Source organism: Pseudomonas sp. R45(2017), from assembly GCF_002112305.1.
Taxonomy (GTDB): Bacteria; Pseudomonadota; Gammaproteobacteria; order Pseudomonadales; family Pseudomonadaceae; genus Aquipseudomonas; species Aquipseudomonas paraglycinae.
The window spans coordinates 218,466-235,788 of sequence record NZ_NEHH01000010.1 but is presented as its reverse complement, the minus strand read 5'-3'; the positions used below and the strand labels follow the sequence as shown (position 1 = coordinate 235,788).

The following is a 17,323-nucleotide window of genomic DNA, read 5'->3' as shown; positions in this document are numbered from 1 at the left end:
CTTGCGGCTCAAGTGCATCAAGCTGGCGGGGTTCAAATCCTTCGTCGATCCGACCACGGTGAACTTCCCCAGTAACATGGCGGCGGTCGTCGGGCCGAACGGTTGCGGCAAGTCGAACATCATCGACGCCGTGCGCTGGGTGATGGGCGAAAGCTCGGCCAAGAACCTGCGTGGCGAGTCGATGACCGACGTCATCTTCAACGGCTCGACCAGCCGCAAACCGGTGAGCCAGGCGAGCATCGAACTGGTGTTCGACAACTCCGACGGCACGCTGCTGGGCGAGTGGGCGGCGTATGCGGAAATCTCGATTCGCCGCAAAGTGACCCGCGACAGCCAGACGACTTATTACCTCAACGGCGCCAAATGCCGTCGTCGCGACATCACCGACATTTTCCTCGGCACCGGCCTCGGCCCGCGCAGCTACTCGATCATCGAGCAGGGGATGATCTCCAAGCTGATCGAGTCCAAGCCGGAAGACCTGCGTAACTTCATCGAAGAAGCCGCCGGCATCTCCAAGTACAAGGAGCGCCGGCGCGAGACCGAAAACCGCATCCGTCGAACCCACGAAAACCTTGCCCGTCTGACTGACCTGCGTGAAGAGCTTGAACGCCAGCTCGAACGCCTGCACCGTCAGGCCGAGGCCGCCAAGAAGTATCAGGAATACAAAGCCGAAGAACGCCAGCTCAAGGCGCAATTGTCGGCCCTGCGCTGGCAGGATCTGAACGATCAGGTCGGTCAGCGCGAATCGATCATCGGCAACCAGGAAATCAGCTTTGAAGCGCTGGTCGCCGAACAGCGCAACGCCGACGCGGCGATTGAACGCCTGCGCGACGGGCACCATGACCTGTCCGAGCGCTTCAATCTGGTGCAGGGGCGCTTCTATTCGGTCGGCGGCGACATCGCCCGGGTCGAGCAGAGCATCCAGCACGGCCAGCAGCGCTTGCGCCAATTGCAGGACGATTTGAAAGAAGCCGAGCGCGCACGCCTCGAAACCGAATCGCACCTGGGCCACGACCGCACCTTGCTGCTGACCCTCGGCGAAGAGCTCGATCAACTGACCCCCGAGCAGGAAATCACCAACGCCGCGGCCGAAGAAGCTGCCGCTGCGCTGGAAGATTCCGAAGCCGTCATGCACGGCTGGCAGGAGCAGTGGGACGCCTTCAATTTGACCGCCGCCGAACCCCGTCGTCAGGCCGAAGTGCAGCAGTCGCGCATCCAGCAGCTGGAAACCAGCATGGAGCGCCTGGCCGATCGGCAAAAGCGTCTGGGCGAAGAGCGCGCGCTGCTGTCGGCCGATCCGGAAGACGCGGCGATCATGGAACTCAGCGAACAGCTCGCCGAGTCCGAAGCCACCCTTGAAGATTTGCAGACCAGCGAAGAAGCCCAGGTCGAAAAACTTGAGCAACTGCGTCAGGAATTGCAGCAAGCGCTGACCGCGCAGCAACAGGCGCAGGGCGATTTGCAGCGCCTCAATGGTCGCCTTGCATCGCTGGAAGCCTTGCAGCAGGCCGCGCTCGATCCGGGCACCGGCACTGCCGAATGGCTGAAGGAACACAACCTCGCCGAGCGCCCGCGTCTCGCCGAAGGCCTGAAGGTCGAGGCCGGTTGGGAGCTGGCGGTGGAAACCGTGCTCGGCGCCGACCTGCAAGCGGTGCTGGTGGATGATTTCGACGGCTTCGATCTGTCTGGTTTTGCCCAGGGCGATCTGCGTTTGCTCAGCCCCGGCAACGACGGCGTGCGCGTGGCCGGCAGCCTGCTGGACAAGGTCGAGGCGCAGGTCGATCTGTCGCCCTGGCTCGCTCAGGTCAAGCCGGTCGACAGCCTTGAACAGGCGCTGGCTATGCGTGGCCAACTGGCTGCCGGCCAGAGCCTGATCAGTCGCGACGGTTACTGGGTCGGCCGGCATTTCCTGCGGGTGCGCCGCGCCAGTGAAGCCGAAAGCGGCATGCTTGCGCGCGGCCAGGAAATCGAATCGCTGCATGCGGAACGCGAAGAGCGTGAAGCCACGGTCGAGGCCATGGAAACCCGTCTGCAAACCCTGCGCGCGCAACAGCGTCAGCAGGAAAACGGTCGCGAACATTTGCGTCGACTGTTGCAGGACGAAGCCCGTCAGCAAGGCGAACTGAAAGCTCAGCTTTCCGCCGGTAAAGCCAAGGCCGAGCAGTTGAACCTGCGTCGCACCCGTCTCGACGAAGAACTGGTGGAGCTCGCCGAGCAGCGCGAGCTGGAACACGAAAACATCGGCGAAGCGCGGATCCAGTTGCAGGACGCTCTCGACGCGATGGCCCTCGACACCGAGCAGCGCGAATTGCTGCTGGCCCAGCGCGACAGCCTGCGCGAACGCCTGGATCGGGTGCGTCAGGAAGCGCGCCAGCACAAGGATCACGCCCATCAATTGGCCGTGCGCCTCGGCTCGCTGCGCGCACAACACGATTCGACCCGCCAGGCCCTTGAACGTCTGGAAATGCAGGCCGAGCGCCTCACCGAAAAACGTGAACAGCTCAGCCTGAATCTGGAGGAGGGCGAGGCGCCGCTGGAAGAGTTGCGCCTCAAACTCGAAGAGTTGCTCGACAAGCGCATGAGCGTCGACGACGAACTCAAGACCGCGCAGATCGCCCTGGAAGATGCCGATCGCGAACTGCGCGACGCGGAAAAACGCCGGACCCAGGCCGAGCAGCAATCGCAATTGATCCGTGGCCAGCTCGAACAGCAACGCATGGAATGGCAAGCCCTGACCGTGCGCCGCAAGGCCCTGCAGGATCAATTGCTGGAAGACGGCTACGATCTGCACGGCGTGCTCAACACCCTGACCGCCGAGGCCAGCGAGAAGGCTGCCGAAGAAGAACTTGAACGCATTGCCGCGCGCATTCAGCGCCTGGGCGCGATCAACCTCGCGGCGATCGACGAATACACGCAACAATCCGAGCGTAAACGTTATCTGGATGCCCAGGACGCCGATCTGGTCGAAGCCCTGGAGACCCTGGAAAACGTCATCCGCAAGATCGACAAGGAAACCCGTAACCGTTTCAAAGATACCTTTGATCAGATCAATGGCGGTTTACAGGCGCTTTTCCCGAAAGTTTTCGGTGGCGGGCGGGCGTATTTGGAACTGACGGGCGAAGATCTACTCGATACAGGGGTGACGATCATGGCGCAGCCGCCCGGGAAGAAGAACAGCACCATCCATTTGCTCTCCGGTGGCGAGAAGGCCCTGACCGCGCTGGCACTGGTTTTTGCGATCTTCAAGTTGAATCCGGCGCCGTTCTGCATGCTCGATGAAGTTGACGCACCACTGGATGACGCTAACGTTGGACGCTACGCACGATTGGTCAAAGAGATGTCGCAGACCGTGCAGTTCATCTATATCACCCACAACAAGATCGCCATGGAAATGGCTGACCAGTTGATGGGCGTGACGATGCACGAGCCGGGTTGTTCGCGACTGGTAGCCGTGGATGTCGAGGAGGCGATGGCGATGGTGGATGCCTGAGCCGGCGCTGTCGGAAAAGGTATTTGTAGTCTGTAGGACATATTTACCGGCTTCGACTTGCTGGCCAATCGATATAATCGCGCAAGCCAATGAGACAGACGGTGTAAAGTTGTCTTTGGTCGTGCTAGTTTAATGTCAATTTTTCGTATACGTGGGCAAAACGCCTGTCAGAACATAGAGTTGGCGCCACGTTTTAAAGCGGTTTGCACAGTGTAAACCCCTTATTTTTCAGCATTTTTTATAGAGGCACGGGATTACATGGAAATCGGTCTGCGCGAGTGGCTGATCGTCATCGGCATCATTGTGATAGCCGGTATTCTTTTCGATGGCTGGCGCCGTATGCGCGGCGGCAAGGGAAAACTGAAATTCCGTCTTGACCGAAGTCTGTCCAACCTGCCGGACGAGGACACCAGCGCTGAGCTGTTGGGCCCGGCCCGCGTGCTGGATACCCATAAAGAGCCGCAACTGGACGAACACGATCTGCCATCGGTGAGCATGCCGGCCCGCGAAGCACGCGAGCCTCGCGAATCCGGTTCCAAGCGCGGCAAGCGCGGCAGCAACGGTCCGGCCCAGGGCGACCTGAACCTCGATCTGGATCTGGACGGCGGCCCGAGCTTCAGCAGCCGCGACGATGATTTCGTCGAGCCTGCCGCCAAGTCGTCGCCGGCGGTTGCTGATAAAGATCAGCCGCAAGCCGAAGAAGTGCTGGTGATCAGCGTGATCTGCCGCGACCCGGCCGGCTTCAAGGGCCCGGCACTGCTGCAGAACATTCTGGAAAGCGGTCTGCGTTTCGGCGAGATGGATATCTTCCACCGTCACGAAAGCATGGCCGGCAACGGTGAAGTGCTGTTCTCCATGGCCAACGCGGTCAAGCCGGGCATCTTTGATCTGGACGACATCGACCATTTCAGCACCCCGGCGGTGAGCTTCTTCCTCGGCCTGCCAGGCCCGCGTCATCCGAAGCAGGCCTTCGATGTGATGGTCGCGGCAGCCCGCAAGCTGTCCCAGGAACTGAACGGCGAGTTGAAAGATGACCAGCGCAGCGTCCTGACCGCGCAGACCATCGAGCACTACCGTCAGCGCATCGTCGAATTCGAACGTCGCGCCCTGACCCAGAAGCGTTGATTGAAAAGGTTGCCTCGCAATAAAGGGGCAATCGGCAAAATAGATTGAGCAGCCTCGGCTGCTCTTTTGCTTTATGAGAGAACACCCATGACTGCCGCCAAAGACCGCATTCTAGAGCTGCGCGCTGAACTCGATCAGCACAACTACCGTTACCACGTCCTCGATGAGCCGAGCATTCCGGATGCCGAGTACGACCGGTTGTTCCACGAGCTCAAGGCGCTGGAAGCGGCCAATCCGGAATTGATCACCAGCGACTCGCCGACCCAGCGTGTCGGCAGCGTGGCGCTGACCGCGTTCACCCAGGTGCGTCACGAAGTGCCGATGCTCAGCCTCGGCAACGCCTTCGAAGAAACCGACATGCGCGAGTTCGATCGCCGGGTGACCGAAGGTCTGGATCTCCCGGCCGGCGACCTGTTCGGCGGTGGCGCGGCGGTGGAATACAGCTGCGAGCCGAAACTCGATGGCCTGGCGGTCAGCCTGCTGTATCAGGATGGCGTGCTGGTACGCGGCGCCACGCGCGGCGACGGCACCACTGGCGAAGACATCAGCGTCAACGTGCGCACCGTGCGCAACATCCCGCTGAAGCTGCACGGCACGGGCTGGCCGGCGACCCTGGAAGTGCGTGGCGAAGTGTTCATGTCCAAGGCCGGTTTCGAGCGCCTCAACGCCTCGCAACTGGAAGTCGGCGGCAAGACTTTCGCCAACCCGCGCAACGCCGCCGCCGGCAGCCTGCGCCAGCTGGATTCGAAGATCACCGCCAACCGGCCGCTGGAATTCTGCTGCTACGGTATCGGTCAGGTGTCCCACGATATTTCCGACACCCACATCGGCAACCTCAAGCAACTGCAAGCCTGGGGCATGCCGATCAGCCACGAATTGAAACTGGCCAAGGGCATCGGCGAATGCCTGGATTATTACCGCGATATCGGTGAGCGCCGTAATTCGCTGGCCTATGAAATCGACGGCGTGGTGTTTAAGGTCAACAGCATTGCCGACCAGCGCGAACTGGGCTTCCGCGCCCGGGAACCGCGCTGGGCCATCGCCCACAAATTCCCGGCGATGGAAGAACTCACCGAACTGCTCGACGTGGAATTCCAGGTCGGCCGCACCGGCGCCGTCACCCCTGTGGCGCGGTTGAAACCGGTCAAGGTCGCCGGCGTCACCGTGGCCAACGCCACGCTGCACAACATGGATGAAGTCGCCCGGTTGGGTCTGATGATCGGCGACACAGTGATCATTCGCCGCGCCGGTGACGTGATACCGCAAGTGGTGCAGGTGGTGACCGAGCGTCGTCCCGAAGATGCGCGGCCGGTGCAGATTCCCGAGAGCTGCCCGGTTTGTGGCTCCCATGTCGAACGCACGCAACTGGTCAAACGCAGCAAGGGCAAGGAAACCATCAGCGAAGGTGCGGTGTATCGCTGCGTCGGCCGACTGGCCTGTGGTGCGCAGCTCAAGCAGGCGATCATTCACTTCGTCTCCCGTCGCGCGATGGACATCGAAGGCCTTGGCGACAAGAGCGTCGAGCAACTGGTGGACGAAGGTCTGGTCAGTTCGCCGGCCGATCTCTACGCGCTGAAGTTCGAAGAAATCGTCGACCTCGAGGGCTTTGCCGAGGTTTCGAGCAACAAGTTGCTGGCTGCGATTGAAGACAGCAAGAAGCCGGGTCTGGCGCGCTTCATCTATGCGCTGGGCATTCCGGATGTCGGCGAAGAGACGGCCAAGGTGCTGGCGCGTTCGCTGGGGTCGCTGGAGCGTGTTCAGCAAGCCTTGCCGCAGGTGCTGACGTACTTGCCGGACATCGGCCTGGAAGTGGCGCACGAGATTCACAGCTTCTTCGAAGATGCGCACAACCAGCAGGTGATCACCGAGCTGCTGGGCCACGGTTTGCAGATTCAGGATCAGGGCGAGCTGGGCGCCGAGTTTGCCGCGAGCACCACGCTGGGCGGCTTCCTCGACAAGCTGCACATTCCTTCGGTCGGGCCGGGCGGGGCGCAGAAGCTGGCGGACAAGTTCGAAACGCTGGAAGGGGTGATGAACGCTGACTGGCTGGACATGCGCCAGGCATTGCCGGAGAAGCAGGCGAACTCGGTTCGCGAGTTCTTTGCCTTGCCCGAGCATCGTCAACTGGCTGAAGACGCCGAGAAGCAACTGCGCGATTTCGGCATGCACTGGCAGAGCGAAAAGAAAGTCGTCGAAGGTCTGCCACTTTCTGGGGAAACCTGGGTGCTGACCGGCAAGGTCGAGCTGATGAGCCGCGACGTCGCCAAGGAACACCTGGAAAGCCTCGGCGCCAAGGTCGCCGGCTCCGTGTCGGCCAAGACCCATTGCGTGGTCGCCGGGCCGGGCGCCGGGTCGAAATTGACCAAGGCCAACGAACTGGGCGTGAAAGTGATGGATGAGGAGGCGTTTATCGCGTTCCTGAAAGGGCACGGTATCAGCGCCTGACTGATCGACAGGTGATCGTTCCCACGCAGAGCGTGGGAACGATCTTTGGGCGGGAATGATCTAGTCTTGGCAAGCCCAAGGGAGAGATCGCCATGTACCGCTTTTTCGAGCAGCTCAGTTCCCGCATCGTCGCGCCGTTCATGGGCGAATCCTCGCGCAACAGCAAAATCTGGCCGTGCCGCTGCGGCCAGTCGCTGTTCTTTCGCAACAGTCAGTGCCTGGCCTGCAACGCGGCGCTGGGTTATCAACCGGAACACAGTCGCCTGACCTCGCTGCAACCGGGGCCGCAAGAGGGCACTTGGACGCTGGACGTCGATCCCGAGGCCGGGCTGTTCCGGCGCTGCGCCAACCTTGATACACCGGCAGCCTGTAACTGGCTGCTGCCCGCCAATGATCACGACACCCTGTGCGCGGCCTGTGCTCTGAACCGCACCATCCCCGATCTGTCCGTCCCGGAAAACCCCGAACGCTGGCGCAAAGTGGAAATCGCCAAGCGGCGACTGGTGGCGCAACTGATCAGCCTTGGCCTGCCGGTCGTCCCGAAAACCGTCGACGAAGCCACCGGCCTGGCCTTCGATTTCATCGGCGTTGATCTGCAAGGCAACGCGCCGATGACCGGTCACGCCAACGGCCTGATCACCCTCGATATCGCAGAAGCCGACGACGCCCACCGCGAGCAGGTTCGGGCGCAGATGCACGAACCCTATCGCACGCTGCTTGGGCACTTTCGTCATGAGGTCGGGCACTACTACTGGGATCGCCTGATCGACAACGGTCCGTGGCTCGGTTCATTCCGCAACCTGTTCGGCGATGAACGCGCCAGTTATGCCGAGGCGCTGGAGCGGCATTATCAACAGGGCGCGCCGGCGGACTGGCCGCAGCATTACGTCAGCGCCTACGCCACCATGCACCCGTGGGAAGACTGGGCGGAAACCTGGGCGCATTACCTGCACATGATGGACGCGGTGGATACGGCGCTGGGCTTCGGCATGAGTGCCCGGGAGATGGACCTCGACTACCAGCCGTTTCCGTCGAGCACGCTGTACGACCCCGAGCATCCTGGCGGCGCGGCGTTCCTGTCGTTCGTCAACGCGTGGATCGAACTGGCGGGGATGCTCAACGAACTGTCGCGCAGCATGGGCCAGCCGGATTTCTATCCGTTCGTCCTGCCGCCGGCGGCGATCGCCAAGCTGCACTTCATTCATCTGGTGATCCAGCAAGAGGGCGGCCGCGCGGACGAGGTGCTGCAAGCGCAATAGCAAGTGCTTGAAGCCCTTCATATTTTTAATCTTCAACCAGCGGTTGTAACTTCGTCTCAGATAGGTACAATGGCGCGGCTCGCCGACAGGCGAGCGTCGTTATGGTGACCCTATCGGTCCCCCCGCAACGATTACCCGTGAACCTGGTCAGAGCCGGAAGGCAGCAGCCACAGCGGGAACATTGTGTGCCGGGGTGTGGCTGGTAGGGTTACCACCTTAACGAACATCGAACGCGTCGACTGAACTGCATGGGTTTCGCCCACTGCGGTTTTTTTATGCCTGCGATTTGGCGGCTCGTACCCAAACCTCCTGCTCCCGAGTGCGCCGACACGGGGTAATCATTTCCCCTGCAATCGCGCATACTCGCAGCCACCGAAATAAATGAAGAGTCTGGCCAGGATTGACCTTGCAAGGTCCGCGCCCTGGCCGCGAGGTTTTATGCTCCCGGAACATTCCGATCTATCCAGCCCTGTGTTCTTGCCCGTCACGGATGAAACCTGCGCGAACCTGTTGCAGGCAGGTGGGGCCAAAACCCTCGAAAGCCTGACCGATCCGGAGTTGGCGGCGGTGCTGGTCATCCAGAATCTGGTGCAGACGAAAGAGCAGGATCTCGGCGCCGTGGCGGCAGAGAAAATTCTGGCCAAGCTGTTGGCGTGGGCTGTGGATACTCGTCAGGCAACGACCGCGGGCCTGCTGTCGGAAGCGCAGCGACTGTTCGATCCGCGCAAACTGTATTTCGGCCTGAAGGTCCTGAATCCTCTGAACCTGCGTTTTCTGTTGGCCGAAGAAGTATCCGCACGCGACTACTTGTTGCCCGACGGCCAGTGGGACTTCGAATACAAGGTGCGGCGCCATCGCAGCCATGACCCGTTCACCCAGCCGATAGTGACGCCCCGTTACCGCGAGCGCTGGTTAAGCCCGGCGCAGGACAAACTGGTCAGAACCTTCCGCGCCAATCTGGACGAAGACCTGCACGTTCAAGGTTACGCGGGTATCGGCAAAAGCCATCTGCTGGTCGCTTTGCTGGAGCATCTGCGCCCGGAAAAGACCCTGTTGCTGGCGCGCACCCCGGCCAAGCTCGAAGTCCTTCGTCAGCGCATGCTGGGGCCGAGCGAGAAGAAGGCCGGCAAGACCTTCCTGGCGTTTGCGCAGTCGCTGATGCTCGGGCGCAGGCCTCAGGCGGAGGGAGGGCGAATCCCGACCCGTCAGGCGCTGGCGCAGGAACTGAATATCTTCGGTTTCCGCCACCACGACGGGCCGGCGACCCTTGAGCTCTGCCTCAAAGTGATCGAGCGCTACTGCCGCTTCCGCGATCACACGTTTTCGGCGAAGCATCTGCCGCATTTCAACCAGCCACTCTCCAGCGTCGACGCTCAGGTGTTGCTGGAGTATTCGAGCCGGGTGTGGGGCTACCTCGAGCTCAATCCAGCGTGGGGCAGCCAGACCGGGTTCGAAGCGCTGCTGATGATCAAGCGCGCCTGCATCGCCGGCTGCGTGGTGCCGGCGCGCTACACGCACGTGTTGATTGATGAGAGCCAGGACATTCCCGGATCGCTGTTGCAGATCATCGAGCGCGGTCGTCAGGTGCTGGTCACCCTCGGCGACGAGTACCAGCAGGCCAGCGGTGTGCCGGTCAAACGGCACCGTGAGGTTCGCCAAAGCGATATCAGCTATTCCGTGCGCTCGGGTCGCAACGTCGAACGGCTGGTCAATCCGCTGATCGCCCGGCACTCGCAGAAGGGCAAGATTCCGTTCGAAGGCGCCAGTGACGCCGATGTTGTTATCAAGGAGTACCCGGAAGGTTTCGTACCGTCCGAGGGTTGCGTAGTGCTGACGGCATCGCCGTGGGACAGCATGATCTGGGCTATCCACCTGCACGACTCCAACTGCAAGTTCAGATTCCCGGACAAGCGCACCCAGGATGAACTCAAGCATTTCATGGCCACCGCCATCGAACTGTTCAAACCTGACTTCTACCGTTCCGAATTCAGCGAAAACGGCGTGCATCCGTACTTCAGCGACCTGCCTGACTGGCAGGCCGTGTGCGACGCCAATCAGTTCGACGAGTCGTTTCTGCGGGTCAAGGACAAGCTGGAAAACGGCTTCATGATTGCCGACCTGACGCGCCTGAACCGAATGATCGATAACGCCGGCAACGGCTGCCTGCTGATGCTCGCGGAAGAGGCGGGAGGCATGGAGTTCGACAAGGTGCTGCTGACGCCGGGGCTGCTGACCAACGAGAAATTCAAGGATGCCTACGCGTTCGATCAACGGATCTGCGCCGTGTACATCGCCATCTCCCGGGCCAGGCTGAAGCTATACGTGCCGTACGATGTGGTCGAGTGGGTGGAGTATCACGAGTACCAGCGGTTTCGTGATACGGCGGGGCATTGAGGGTCTGGCTTACGGCTCGCCGCCCGAACCACCGGTATACAACCGGATAATGTCATCAATCTCCCCCGACATTTTCATCCGCAGCAACGCCCTCAATATCCGCTGCACCGGCACATTCGGGTCGTTGCGCACATAGCAGCCGACCTTCTGCTCCTGCAACACCGCCACCGCTTGCAGTTGCTGCCCCGGCAGCAGGCGCTGGTTGAACCAGTCCAGGGTCCATTGATTGCTCACGGCGTAGCGGTAGCGCCCGGCCAACAGTTTGTCGAGCACCTGCTCCTGATTGCGCGCGTCTTCGCGCCAGAGTCGATCGGCGTCGAATATCGGTTGTAGCGTGGGGTAGCTGTAGCCGAGCACGGTGCCGATCGACTGGCGGGGCAGGTGGGCCGGATCGGCGCTGGGTGGTTGGTCCTGACGGCTGATCAGCAGGTCGCGCTGGAAGAACAGCGGGAGGCTCCAGATGTAATCGCCAGACAGGTTCGGCAGCCAGGATTGTGCGGCATAGCAGCGCACGTCGACTTCGCCGTGTTCCATGGCGTTCTGCACCCGGGCGCGGGGCAGGACGTGAAATTGTGCTGGCACGCCGATCTGGGTCGCCAGGCTGAGCATCATGTCGTAGAGGATGCCCTGGGTCGGGCGGCCGCGTTCGATCTGCACCATCGGCATCGCCCAGCTGTCGGCAACCACGAAGCGCAGCGGCGGTTGCGACGCCATCGCGCTCAGGCTCAATCCCAGTAATGCCCCCACGGCCCACCGCATAAACGCTCCGGTAATTCCCGATCCCGAGCCGACAAAAGCCCTCGCTCATGCAGCTTAGCCAGAATAGACGAGCACACCGGATGCAATTTTGGCCTTGCTCCGCTAGCATTAGCCGCTTCTGCTTCCTTTGCCGCGACGGTTTTCGATGAGTTATCAGGTTCTTGCACGTAAATGGCGTCCGCGCTCGTTCCGCGAAATGGTCGGCCAGACCCATGTGCTCAAGGCTCTGATCAATGCCTTGGACAGCCAGCGGCTGCACCACGCCTACCTCTTCACGGGTACGCGGGGCGTCGGCAAGACCACGATTGCGCGGATCATCGCCAAATGCCTGAACTGTGAAACAGGTATCACTTCAAGCCCTTGTGGCGAGTGTTCGGTGTGCCGCGAGATCGACGAAGGCCGTTTTGTTGACCTGATCGAGATCGACGCCGCGAGCCGGACCAAGGTCGAGGACACCCGCGAGCTGCTCGACAACGTGCAGTACGCACCAAGCCGCGGGCGCTTCAAGGTCTACCTGATCGACGAAGTGCACATGCTCTCCAGCCATTCCTTCAATGCGCTGCTGAAAACCCTCGAAGAGCCGCCGCCCTACGTCAAGTTCATCCTGGCGACTACCGACCCGCAGAAACTTCCGGCAACGATTTTGTCGCGATGCCTGCAGTTCTCCCTGAAGAACATGACCCCGGAGCGGGTGGTCGAGCATCTGACCCACGTTCTGGGCGCCGAAAACGTCCCGTTTGAAGACGACGCCTTGTGGCTGCTCGGCCGCGCGGCCGACGGTTCGATGCGTGACGCCATGAGCCTGACCGATCAGGCCATCGCCTTCGGTGAAGGCAAGGTATTGGCCGCCGACGTGCGGGCGATGCTCGGTACGCTGGATCACGGTCAGGTCTACGACGTGCTGCATGCGCTGATCGAAGGCGACGCCAAGGCATTGCTAGAGGCCGTGCGCCATCTGGCCGAACAGGGGCCGGACTGGAACGGCGTGCTCTCGGAAATTCTCAACGTGCTGCACCGCATCGCCATCGCCCAGGCCTTGCCGGAAGGTGTCGACAACGGTCACGGCGACCGTGACCGGGTGCTGGCACTGGCCCAGGCCTTGCCGGCCGAAGACGTGCAGTTCTATTACCAGATGGGCCTGATCGGTCGCCGCGACTTGCCGCTGGCGCCGGACCCGCGAGGCGGTTTCGAAATGGTGCTGCTGCGGATGCTGGCCTTCCGGCCGGCAGACACGGCGGACGCCCCGAGGCAACCGCTAAAGCCAGTGGGGATCAGCCAGGCCACAGTTGATTCCGCAAACTCAGTGGCTGCCGCGCCGAAACCTGCGCCGGTAGTTGCTGCGGCTGTTGCGCCCGCGCCAGCGCCGGTGGTTGCACCTGCGCCGGCTCCCGAGCCTGCACCGGTTGCCCCGGTGATTGCGCCTGAAACCGTTCCTGAGCCAGAGCCCGAGCCGGTCGCCGTTGAAGAAGTCGTCGACCTGCCGTGGAACGACCCGGTAGAACCGGCGCCTGTGCAGCAGCCAGCGGTCGAGCCGGTGCTGGAAACCACCGCCGAACAACCGGATTTGCCGCCGATGCCGCTGCCGACCCCGGACAGCGTCGTGCCGGACGCCCCGGAGTGGGCCGCCGCGCCGATCCCCGAGCCGTCAGTAGCCGAGGTCGATGCCGCCACGCCGGGCATGGACATGGACGACGAGCCGCCGCTCGACGAGGACTACATCGAGCCGGACATGGATTCGGCCTACAGTTACCTCGACGATCTGGCCAGCGAACACGCCGCAGAACCGGCCCCGGAGCCCGAGCCGGAACCTGCCGCCGCGCCGGCCACCGGTCTGGCCCTGCAATGGCTGGAGCTGTTCCCGCAACTGCCGATCTCCGGCATGACCGGCAGCATCGCCGCCAACTGCACGCTGATCGCGGTCGATGGTGACAACTGGCTGATGCACCTGGACCCGGCCCACAGCGCCTTGTTCAACGCCACCCAGCAACGTCGTCTCAACGATGCGCTGAATCAGTTCCACGGGCGCACGCTGACCCTGACCATAGAGCTGATCAAGCCCGAGCAGGAAACCCCGGCCCAGGCCGCATCCCGGCGTCGTGCCAACCGTCAGCGCGAGGCAGAAGAATCGATCCACGGCGATCCGTTCATCCAGCAGATGGTCCAGCAGTTCGGTGCGGTCGTGCGACACGATACTATTGAACCTGTCGACGCCCTGGTCAGTCAGGGCTAATAACTGAGGGCGTCCGGCCTGTCTGGCCGGGCGCTGTTTTGATCCAAGTACTTTTGAGGTGATTCCCATGATGAAAGGTGGCATGGCCGGCCTGATGAAGCAGGCGCAGCAGATGCAGGAAAAAATGGCCAAGATGCAGGAAGAACTGGCCAACGCCGAAGTCACCGGCAAAGCCGGTGGCGATCTGGTCACCGTGGTGATGACCGGTCGTCATGACGTGAAAAAAGTCAGCATCGACCCGAGCGTACTGCCGGGCCTGGACGAAGATGACCGCGAAGTGGTCGAGGATCTGGTGGCTGCAGCCGTCAACGCCGCCGTGCGTCAGATCGAAGCCAACAGCCAGGCCAAGATGGGCAGCATGACCGCTGGCATGAACCTGCCGGCCGGTATGAAACTGCCGTTCTGATTCGCCTTTGCGGGTTGGATGAGCTACAAAAAATGCCAGGCATCGCGCCTGGCATTTTTGTTTCCGCCCGATCGTTCCCACGTCGAGGCGTCGAACCGTCTGCGTGGGAATGCAGCCGGGGACGCTCCGCGTCCCAAATCCAACGCCGTACACGGAGCGTCCGTTAAGCTATTCCCGCGTGGGCAGATCGAGACCTCGAACGGACAACGATTATCAAGCGGAACGCACCATGCCCACCAAGGTCTGCTCCCTATACCGCCGAATTCACCATTCACAGGAGACGCTGACATGTCCGACCCTCTGACCCTCAATCAACGCTTCGTGCTGGCTTCGCGGCCGGTGGGCGCGCCAACGCCCGAGAACTTCCGTCTGGAGCGCGAGGCGCTGCCGGACCTTGAAGACGGCCAGGTGTTGCTCAAGACCCTGTACCTGTCGCTCGATCCCTACATGCGCGGGCGCATGAGTGACGCGCCGTCCTACGCGGCGCCGGTACAAATCGGCGAGGTGATGACCGGCGGCGCTGTCAGCCGGGTCGAACAGTCGCGTCATCCGAAATTCCATCCCGGCGATCTGGTCGTCGGTGCCACTGGCTGGCAAAGCCACAGCATCAGCGATGGCCGCAACATCATCCCGATCCCGTCCGGGCTGCCGAGCCCGTCGATGGCGCTCGGGGTACTGGGCATGCCTGGCATGACCGCGTACATGGGACTGATGGACATTGGCCAGCCGAAAGAAGGGGAGACCCTGGTGGTCGCCGCCGCCTCCGGCGCAGTGGGTTCGGTGGTCGGCCAGGTTGCCAAGATCAAAGGCCTGCGCGCCGTCGGCGTGGCCGGTGGTGCCGAGAAGTGCAAATACGTGGTCGAGGAACTGGGCTTCGACGCCTGTATCGATCACAAGGCACCGGACTTCGCCGAGCAACTGGCCAAGGCCTGCCCCAATGGCATCGACATCTATTATGAAAATGTCGGCGGCCATGTCTTCGATGCGGTCGTCCCGCTGCTCAATCCCAAGGCTCGAATCCCGCTGTGCGGCCTGATCGCCGGCTACAACGCCTCGGAAGCGCCGAAAGGCCCGGATCGTTTGCCCGCCTTGCAACGCACCTTGCTGACCAAACGCGCACGTATTCAGGGTTTCATCGTGTTCGACGACTACGGCGACCGTCAGCCTGAATTCATCAGCGCCATGGTGCCTTGGGTGCGTGACGGCAAGGTCAAATTCCGCGAAGACGTGGTCGATGGCCTGGAGCAGGCGCCGCAAGCGTTTATCGGTCTGCTGGAGGGGCGCAACTTCGGCAAACTGGTGGTGAAGGTCGCCCAGGACTGAGGATTTGACGCTGGCCGGAGGCGCGGGTATAAACCGCGTCTCGTTGTTTTGTCGGACTTTTTCCCCATGAGCTTCAGCCCTTTGATTCGCCAACTGATCGACGCCCTGCGAACTTTGCCGGGCGTGGGTCAGAAAACTGCTCAGCGTATGGCGTTGCAGTTGCTCGAACGTGACCGCAGCGGCGGTACGCGTCTGGCCCAGGCCTTGAGCCAGGCCATGGAAGGGGTCGGACACTGCCGCCAGTGCCGCACGCTGACCGAAGACGATCTGTGCCCGCAATGTGCCGACACCCGCCGCGACGACACGCTGCTGTGCGTGGTGGAAGGGCCGATGGACGTTTACGCGGTCGAGCAGACCGGATTTCGCGGTCGCTATTTCGTGCTCAAGGGGCACCTGTCCCCGTTGGACGGGCTCGGCCCGGAGGCCATCGGCATTCCGCAATTGATGGCGCGGATCGAAGAGGCGGGCACCTTCACCGAAGTCATCCTCGCCACCAACCCGACGGTAGAAGGCGAAGCAACCGCCCACTACATCGCCCAGTTGCTGCAGAACAAAGGCCTGATCGCCTCGCGCATCGCCCACGGCGTACCGTTGGGTGGCGAACTGGAACTGGTGGACGGCGGCACGCTGGCGCACTCGTTTGCCGGGCGCAAGCCGATTTCCCTCTGAGCCACACAATCCTGTTGAAAACCAAGCAAGCGCTCGGTTAAGTTCGGCGAACCCTTCCATGGAGTTCGCCGATGCCCGCCTTCCAGGAATACTTCGACCCCAGCCACCAAATGATCCGCGACAGCGTCAAACGTTTCGTCGAGCGTGAGATCCTGCCGGACATTGATGCGTGGGAAGAAGCCGAAAGCTTCCCTCGTGAGCTGTACCTCAAGGCCGGTGCGGCCGGCATCCTCGGCATCGGTTACCCCGAAGCGCTCGGCGGCAGTCATGAAGGTGATCTGTTCGCCAAGATCGCCGCCAGCGAAGAACTGATGCGCTGCGGCTCCGGCGGGCTGGTAGCCGGGCTCGGTTCGCTCGACATCGGATTGCCGCCGATCGTCAAATGGGCCCGGCCTGAAGTCCGTGACCGGGTCGTCCCCCAAGTGCTCAGCGGCGAGAAAATCAGTGCTTTGGCCGTCACCGAACCGGGCGGCGGTTCTGACGTCGCCAACCTGCAGACCCGCGCCGTACGCGACGGTGATCATTACCGGGTCAGCGGCAGCAAAACCTTTATCACCAGTGGCGTGCGCGCCGACTACTACACCGTCGCGGTGCGCACCGGTGCGCCCGGTTTTGGCGGCATCAGCCTGCTGCTGATCGAGAAGGGCACACCGGGTTTCACCGTCGGCCGGCAACTGAAGAAAATGGGCTGGTGGGCGTCAGACACGGCTGAATTGTTCTTCGACGATTGCCGGGTGCCTGTGGGAAATCTGATCGGCGCGGAGAACATGGGCTTTGCCTGCATCATGGGCAACTTCCAATCCGAGCGTCTGGCCCTTGCGTTGATGGCCAACATGACCGCGCAACTGGCGCTGGAAGAAAGCCTGAAGTGGGCGAAGGAGCGACAAGCGTTCGGCAAACCCATCGGCAAGTTCCAGGTGATCAAGCATCGCCTCGCGGAAATGGCCACGGCGCTGGAAGTCTCGCGGGAGTTCACCTACCGGCAGGCGGCGAAGATGGCGGCGGGGCAGAGCGTGATCAAGGAGATTTCCATGGCCAAGAACTTTGCCACGGACACTTCGGACCGCATCACCAACGAGGCGGTGCAGATTCTTGGCGGGTTGGGTTATATGCGCGAAAGCCTGGTGGAGCGGCTGTACCGGGATAACCGCATCTTGTCGATTGGCGGCGGGACGCGGGAAGTGATGAACGAGATCATCAGCAAGCAGATGGGACTGTAATCT

General features: G+C 61.9%; 11 protein-coding genes and 1 other RNA gene. 11 read left to right on the top strand and 1 reads right to left on the bottom strand.

Annotation, left to right across the window (positions count from 1 at the left end; genetic code table 11):
- Position 1 precedes the first annotated feature (1 nt).
- The 6 genes from smc (at position 2) to CAF74_RS23160 (ending at position 10,713) form a co-directional block, all read left to right on the top strand.
- Positions 2 to 3,490: a chromosome segregation protein SMC gene (gene smc, locus CAF74_RS23185; RefSeq protein WP_085747895.1), complete on the top strand. Its 3,489-nt coding sequence runs from the start codon at positions 2 to 4 to the stop codon at positions 3,488 to 3,490.
- 258 nt (positions 3,491 to 3,748) lie between these two features.
- Complete coding sequence (gene zipA / locus CAF74_RS23180) at positions 3,749 to 4,615, top strand: cell division protein ZipA (protein ID WP_064378762.1); 867 nt, start codon at positions 3,749 to 3,751, stop codon at positions 4,613 to 4,615.
- A gap of 87 nt (positions 4,616 to 4,702) precedes the next feature.
- Complete coding sequence (ligA, locus tag CAF74_RS23175) at positions 4,703 to 7,060, top strand: NAD-dependent DNA ligase LigA (protein WP_085747894.1); 2,358 nt, start codon at positions 4,703 to 4,705, stop codon at positions 7,058 to 7,060.
- A gap of 92 nt (positions 7,061 to 7,152) precedes the next feature.
- Entirely contained in the window at positions 7,153 to 8,319 is a 1,167-nt protein-coding gene (locus tag CAF74_RS23170) for a putative zinc-binding metallopeptidase (protein ID WP_085747893.1), read from the top strand.
- A 111-nt stretch (positions 8,320 to 8,430) separates the two neighbouring features.
- Positions 8,431 to 8,527, top strand: an RNA gene (ffs, locus tag CAF74_RS23165) — signal recognition particle sRNA small type.
- Between the two features lie 230 nt (positions 8,528 to 8,757).
- Positions 8,758 to 10,713: a hypothetical protein gene (locus CAF74_RS23160; protein WP_085747892.1), complete on the top strand. Its 1,956-nt coding sequence runs from the start codon at positions 8,758 to 8,760 to the stop codon at positions 10,711 to 10,713.
- A gap of 9 nt (positions 10,714 to 10,722) precedes the next feature.
- Here the strand turns inward: CAF74_RS23160 and CAF74_RS23155 are convergent, their stop codons facing one another.
- Positions 10,723 to 11,472: an ABC transporter substrate-binding protein gene (locus CAF74_RS23155; protein WP_085747891.1), complete on the bottom strand. Its 750-nt coding sequence runs from the start codon at positions 11,470 to 11,472 to the stop codon at positions 10,723 to 10,725.
- A gap of 145 nt (positions 11,473 to 11,617) precedes the next feature.
- Between CAF74_RS23155 and dnaX the strand changes: the two genes are divergently transcribed.
- The 5 genes from dnaX to CAF74_RS23130 all read left to right on the top strand — a co-directional run bounded on the left by dnaX (position 11,618) and on the right by CAF74_RS23130 (position 17,320).
- Positions 11,618 to 13,702 (top strand): DNA polymerase III subunit gamma/tau, encoded by a 2,085-nt coding sequence (dnaX, locus tag CAF74_RS23150; protein ID WP_085747890.1) that lies wholly within the window; start codon positions 11,618 to 11,620, stop codon positions 13,700 to 13,702.
- Between the two features lie 67 nt (positions 13,703 to 13,769).
- Positions 13,770 to 14,108 (top strand): YbaB/EbfC family nucleoid-associated protein, encoded by a 339-nt coding sequence (locus CAF74_RS23145; protein ID WP_007951650.1) that lies wholly within the window; start codon positions 13,770 to 13,772, stop codon positions 14,106 to 14,108.
- Between the two features lie 288 nt (positions 14,109 to 14,396).
- Complete coding sequence (locus CAF74_RS23140) at positions 14,397 to 15,431, top strand: NADP-dependent oxidoreductase (protein ID WP_085747889.1); 1,035 nt, start codon at positions 14,397 to 14,399, stop codon at positions 15,429 to 15,431.
- Between the two features lie 66 nt (positions 15,432 to 15,497).
- Positions 15,498 to 16,100 (top strand): recombination mediator RecR, encoded by a 603-nt coding sequence (gene recR, locus CAF74_RS23135; RefSeq protein ID WP_007951652.1) that lies wholly within the window; start codon positions 15,498 to 15,500, stop codon positions 16,098 to 16,100.
- A 71-nt stretch (positions 16,101 to 16,171) separates the two neighbouring features.
- Positions 16,172 to 17,320 carry an acyl-CoA dehydrogenase family protein gene (locus CAF74_RS23130; RefSeq protein ID WP_085747888.1) on the top strand — a complete coding sequence of 383 codons (1,149 nt, stop codon included), beginning with the start codon at positions 16,172 to 16,174 and terminating at the stop codon, positions 17,318 to 17,320.
- The last annotated feature ends 3 nt before the right edge of the window (positions 17,321 to 17,323 follow it).

Excerpts from the sequence above, each read along its gene's own strand:
- zipA (WP_064378762.1), top strand. The coding sequence starts at position 3,749 with ATGGAAATCGGTCTGCGCGAGTGGCTGATCGTCATCGGCATCATTGTG.
- ligA (WP_085747894.1), top strand. The coding sequence starts at position 4,703 with ATGACTGCCGCCAAAGACCGCATTCTAGAGCTGCGCGCTGAACTCGAT.
- CAF74_RS23170 (WP_085747893.1), top strand. The coding sequence starts at position 7,153 with ATGTACCGCTTTTTCGAGCAGCTCAGTTCCCGCATCGTCGCGCCGTTC.
- CAF74_RS23160 (WP_085747892.1), top strand. The coding sequence starts at position 8,758 with ATGCTCCCGGAACATTCCGATCTATCCAGCCCTGTGTTCTTGCCCGTC.
- CAF74_RS23155 (WP_085747891.1), bottom strand. The coding sequence starts at position 11,472 with ATGCGGTGGGCCGTGGGGGCATTACTGGGATTGAGCCTGAGCGCGATG.
- dnaX (WP_085747890.1), top strand. The coding sequence starts at position 11,618 with ATGAGTTATCAGGTTCTTGCACGTAAATGGCGTCCGCGCTCGTTCCGC.
- CAF74_RS23145 (WP_007951650.1), top strand. The coding sequence starts at position 13,770 with ATGATGAAAGGTGGCATGGCCGGCCTGATGAAGCAGGCGCAGCAGATG.
- CAF74_RS23140 (WP_085747889.1), top strand. The coding sequence starts at position 14,397 with ATGTCCGACCCTCTGACCCTCAATCAACGCTTCGTGCTGGCTTCGCGG.
- recR (WP_007951652.1), top strand. The coding sequence starts at position 15,498 with ATGAGCTTCAGCCCTTTGATTCGCCAACTGATCGACGCCCTGCGAACT.
- CAF74_RS23130 (WP_085747888.1), top strand. The coding sequence starts at position 16,172 with ATGCCCGCCTTCCAGGAATACTTCGACCCCAGCCACCAAATGATCCGC.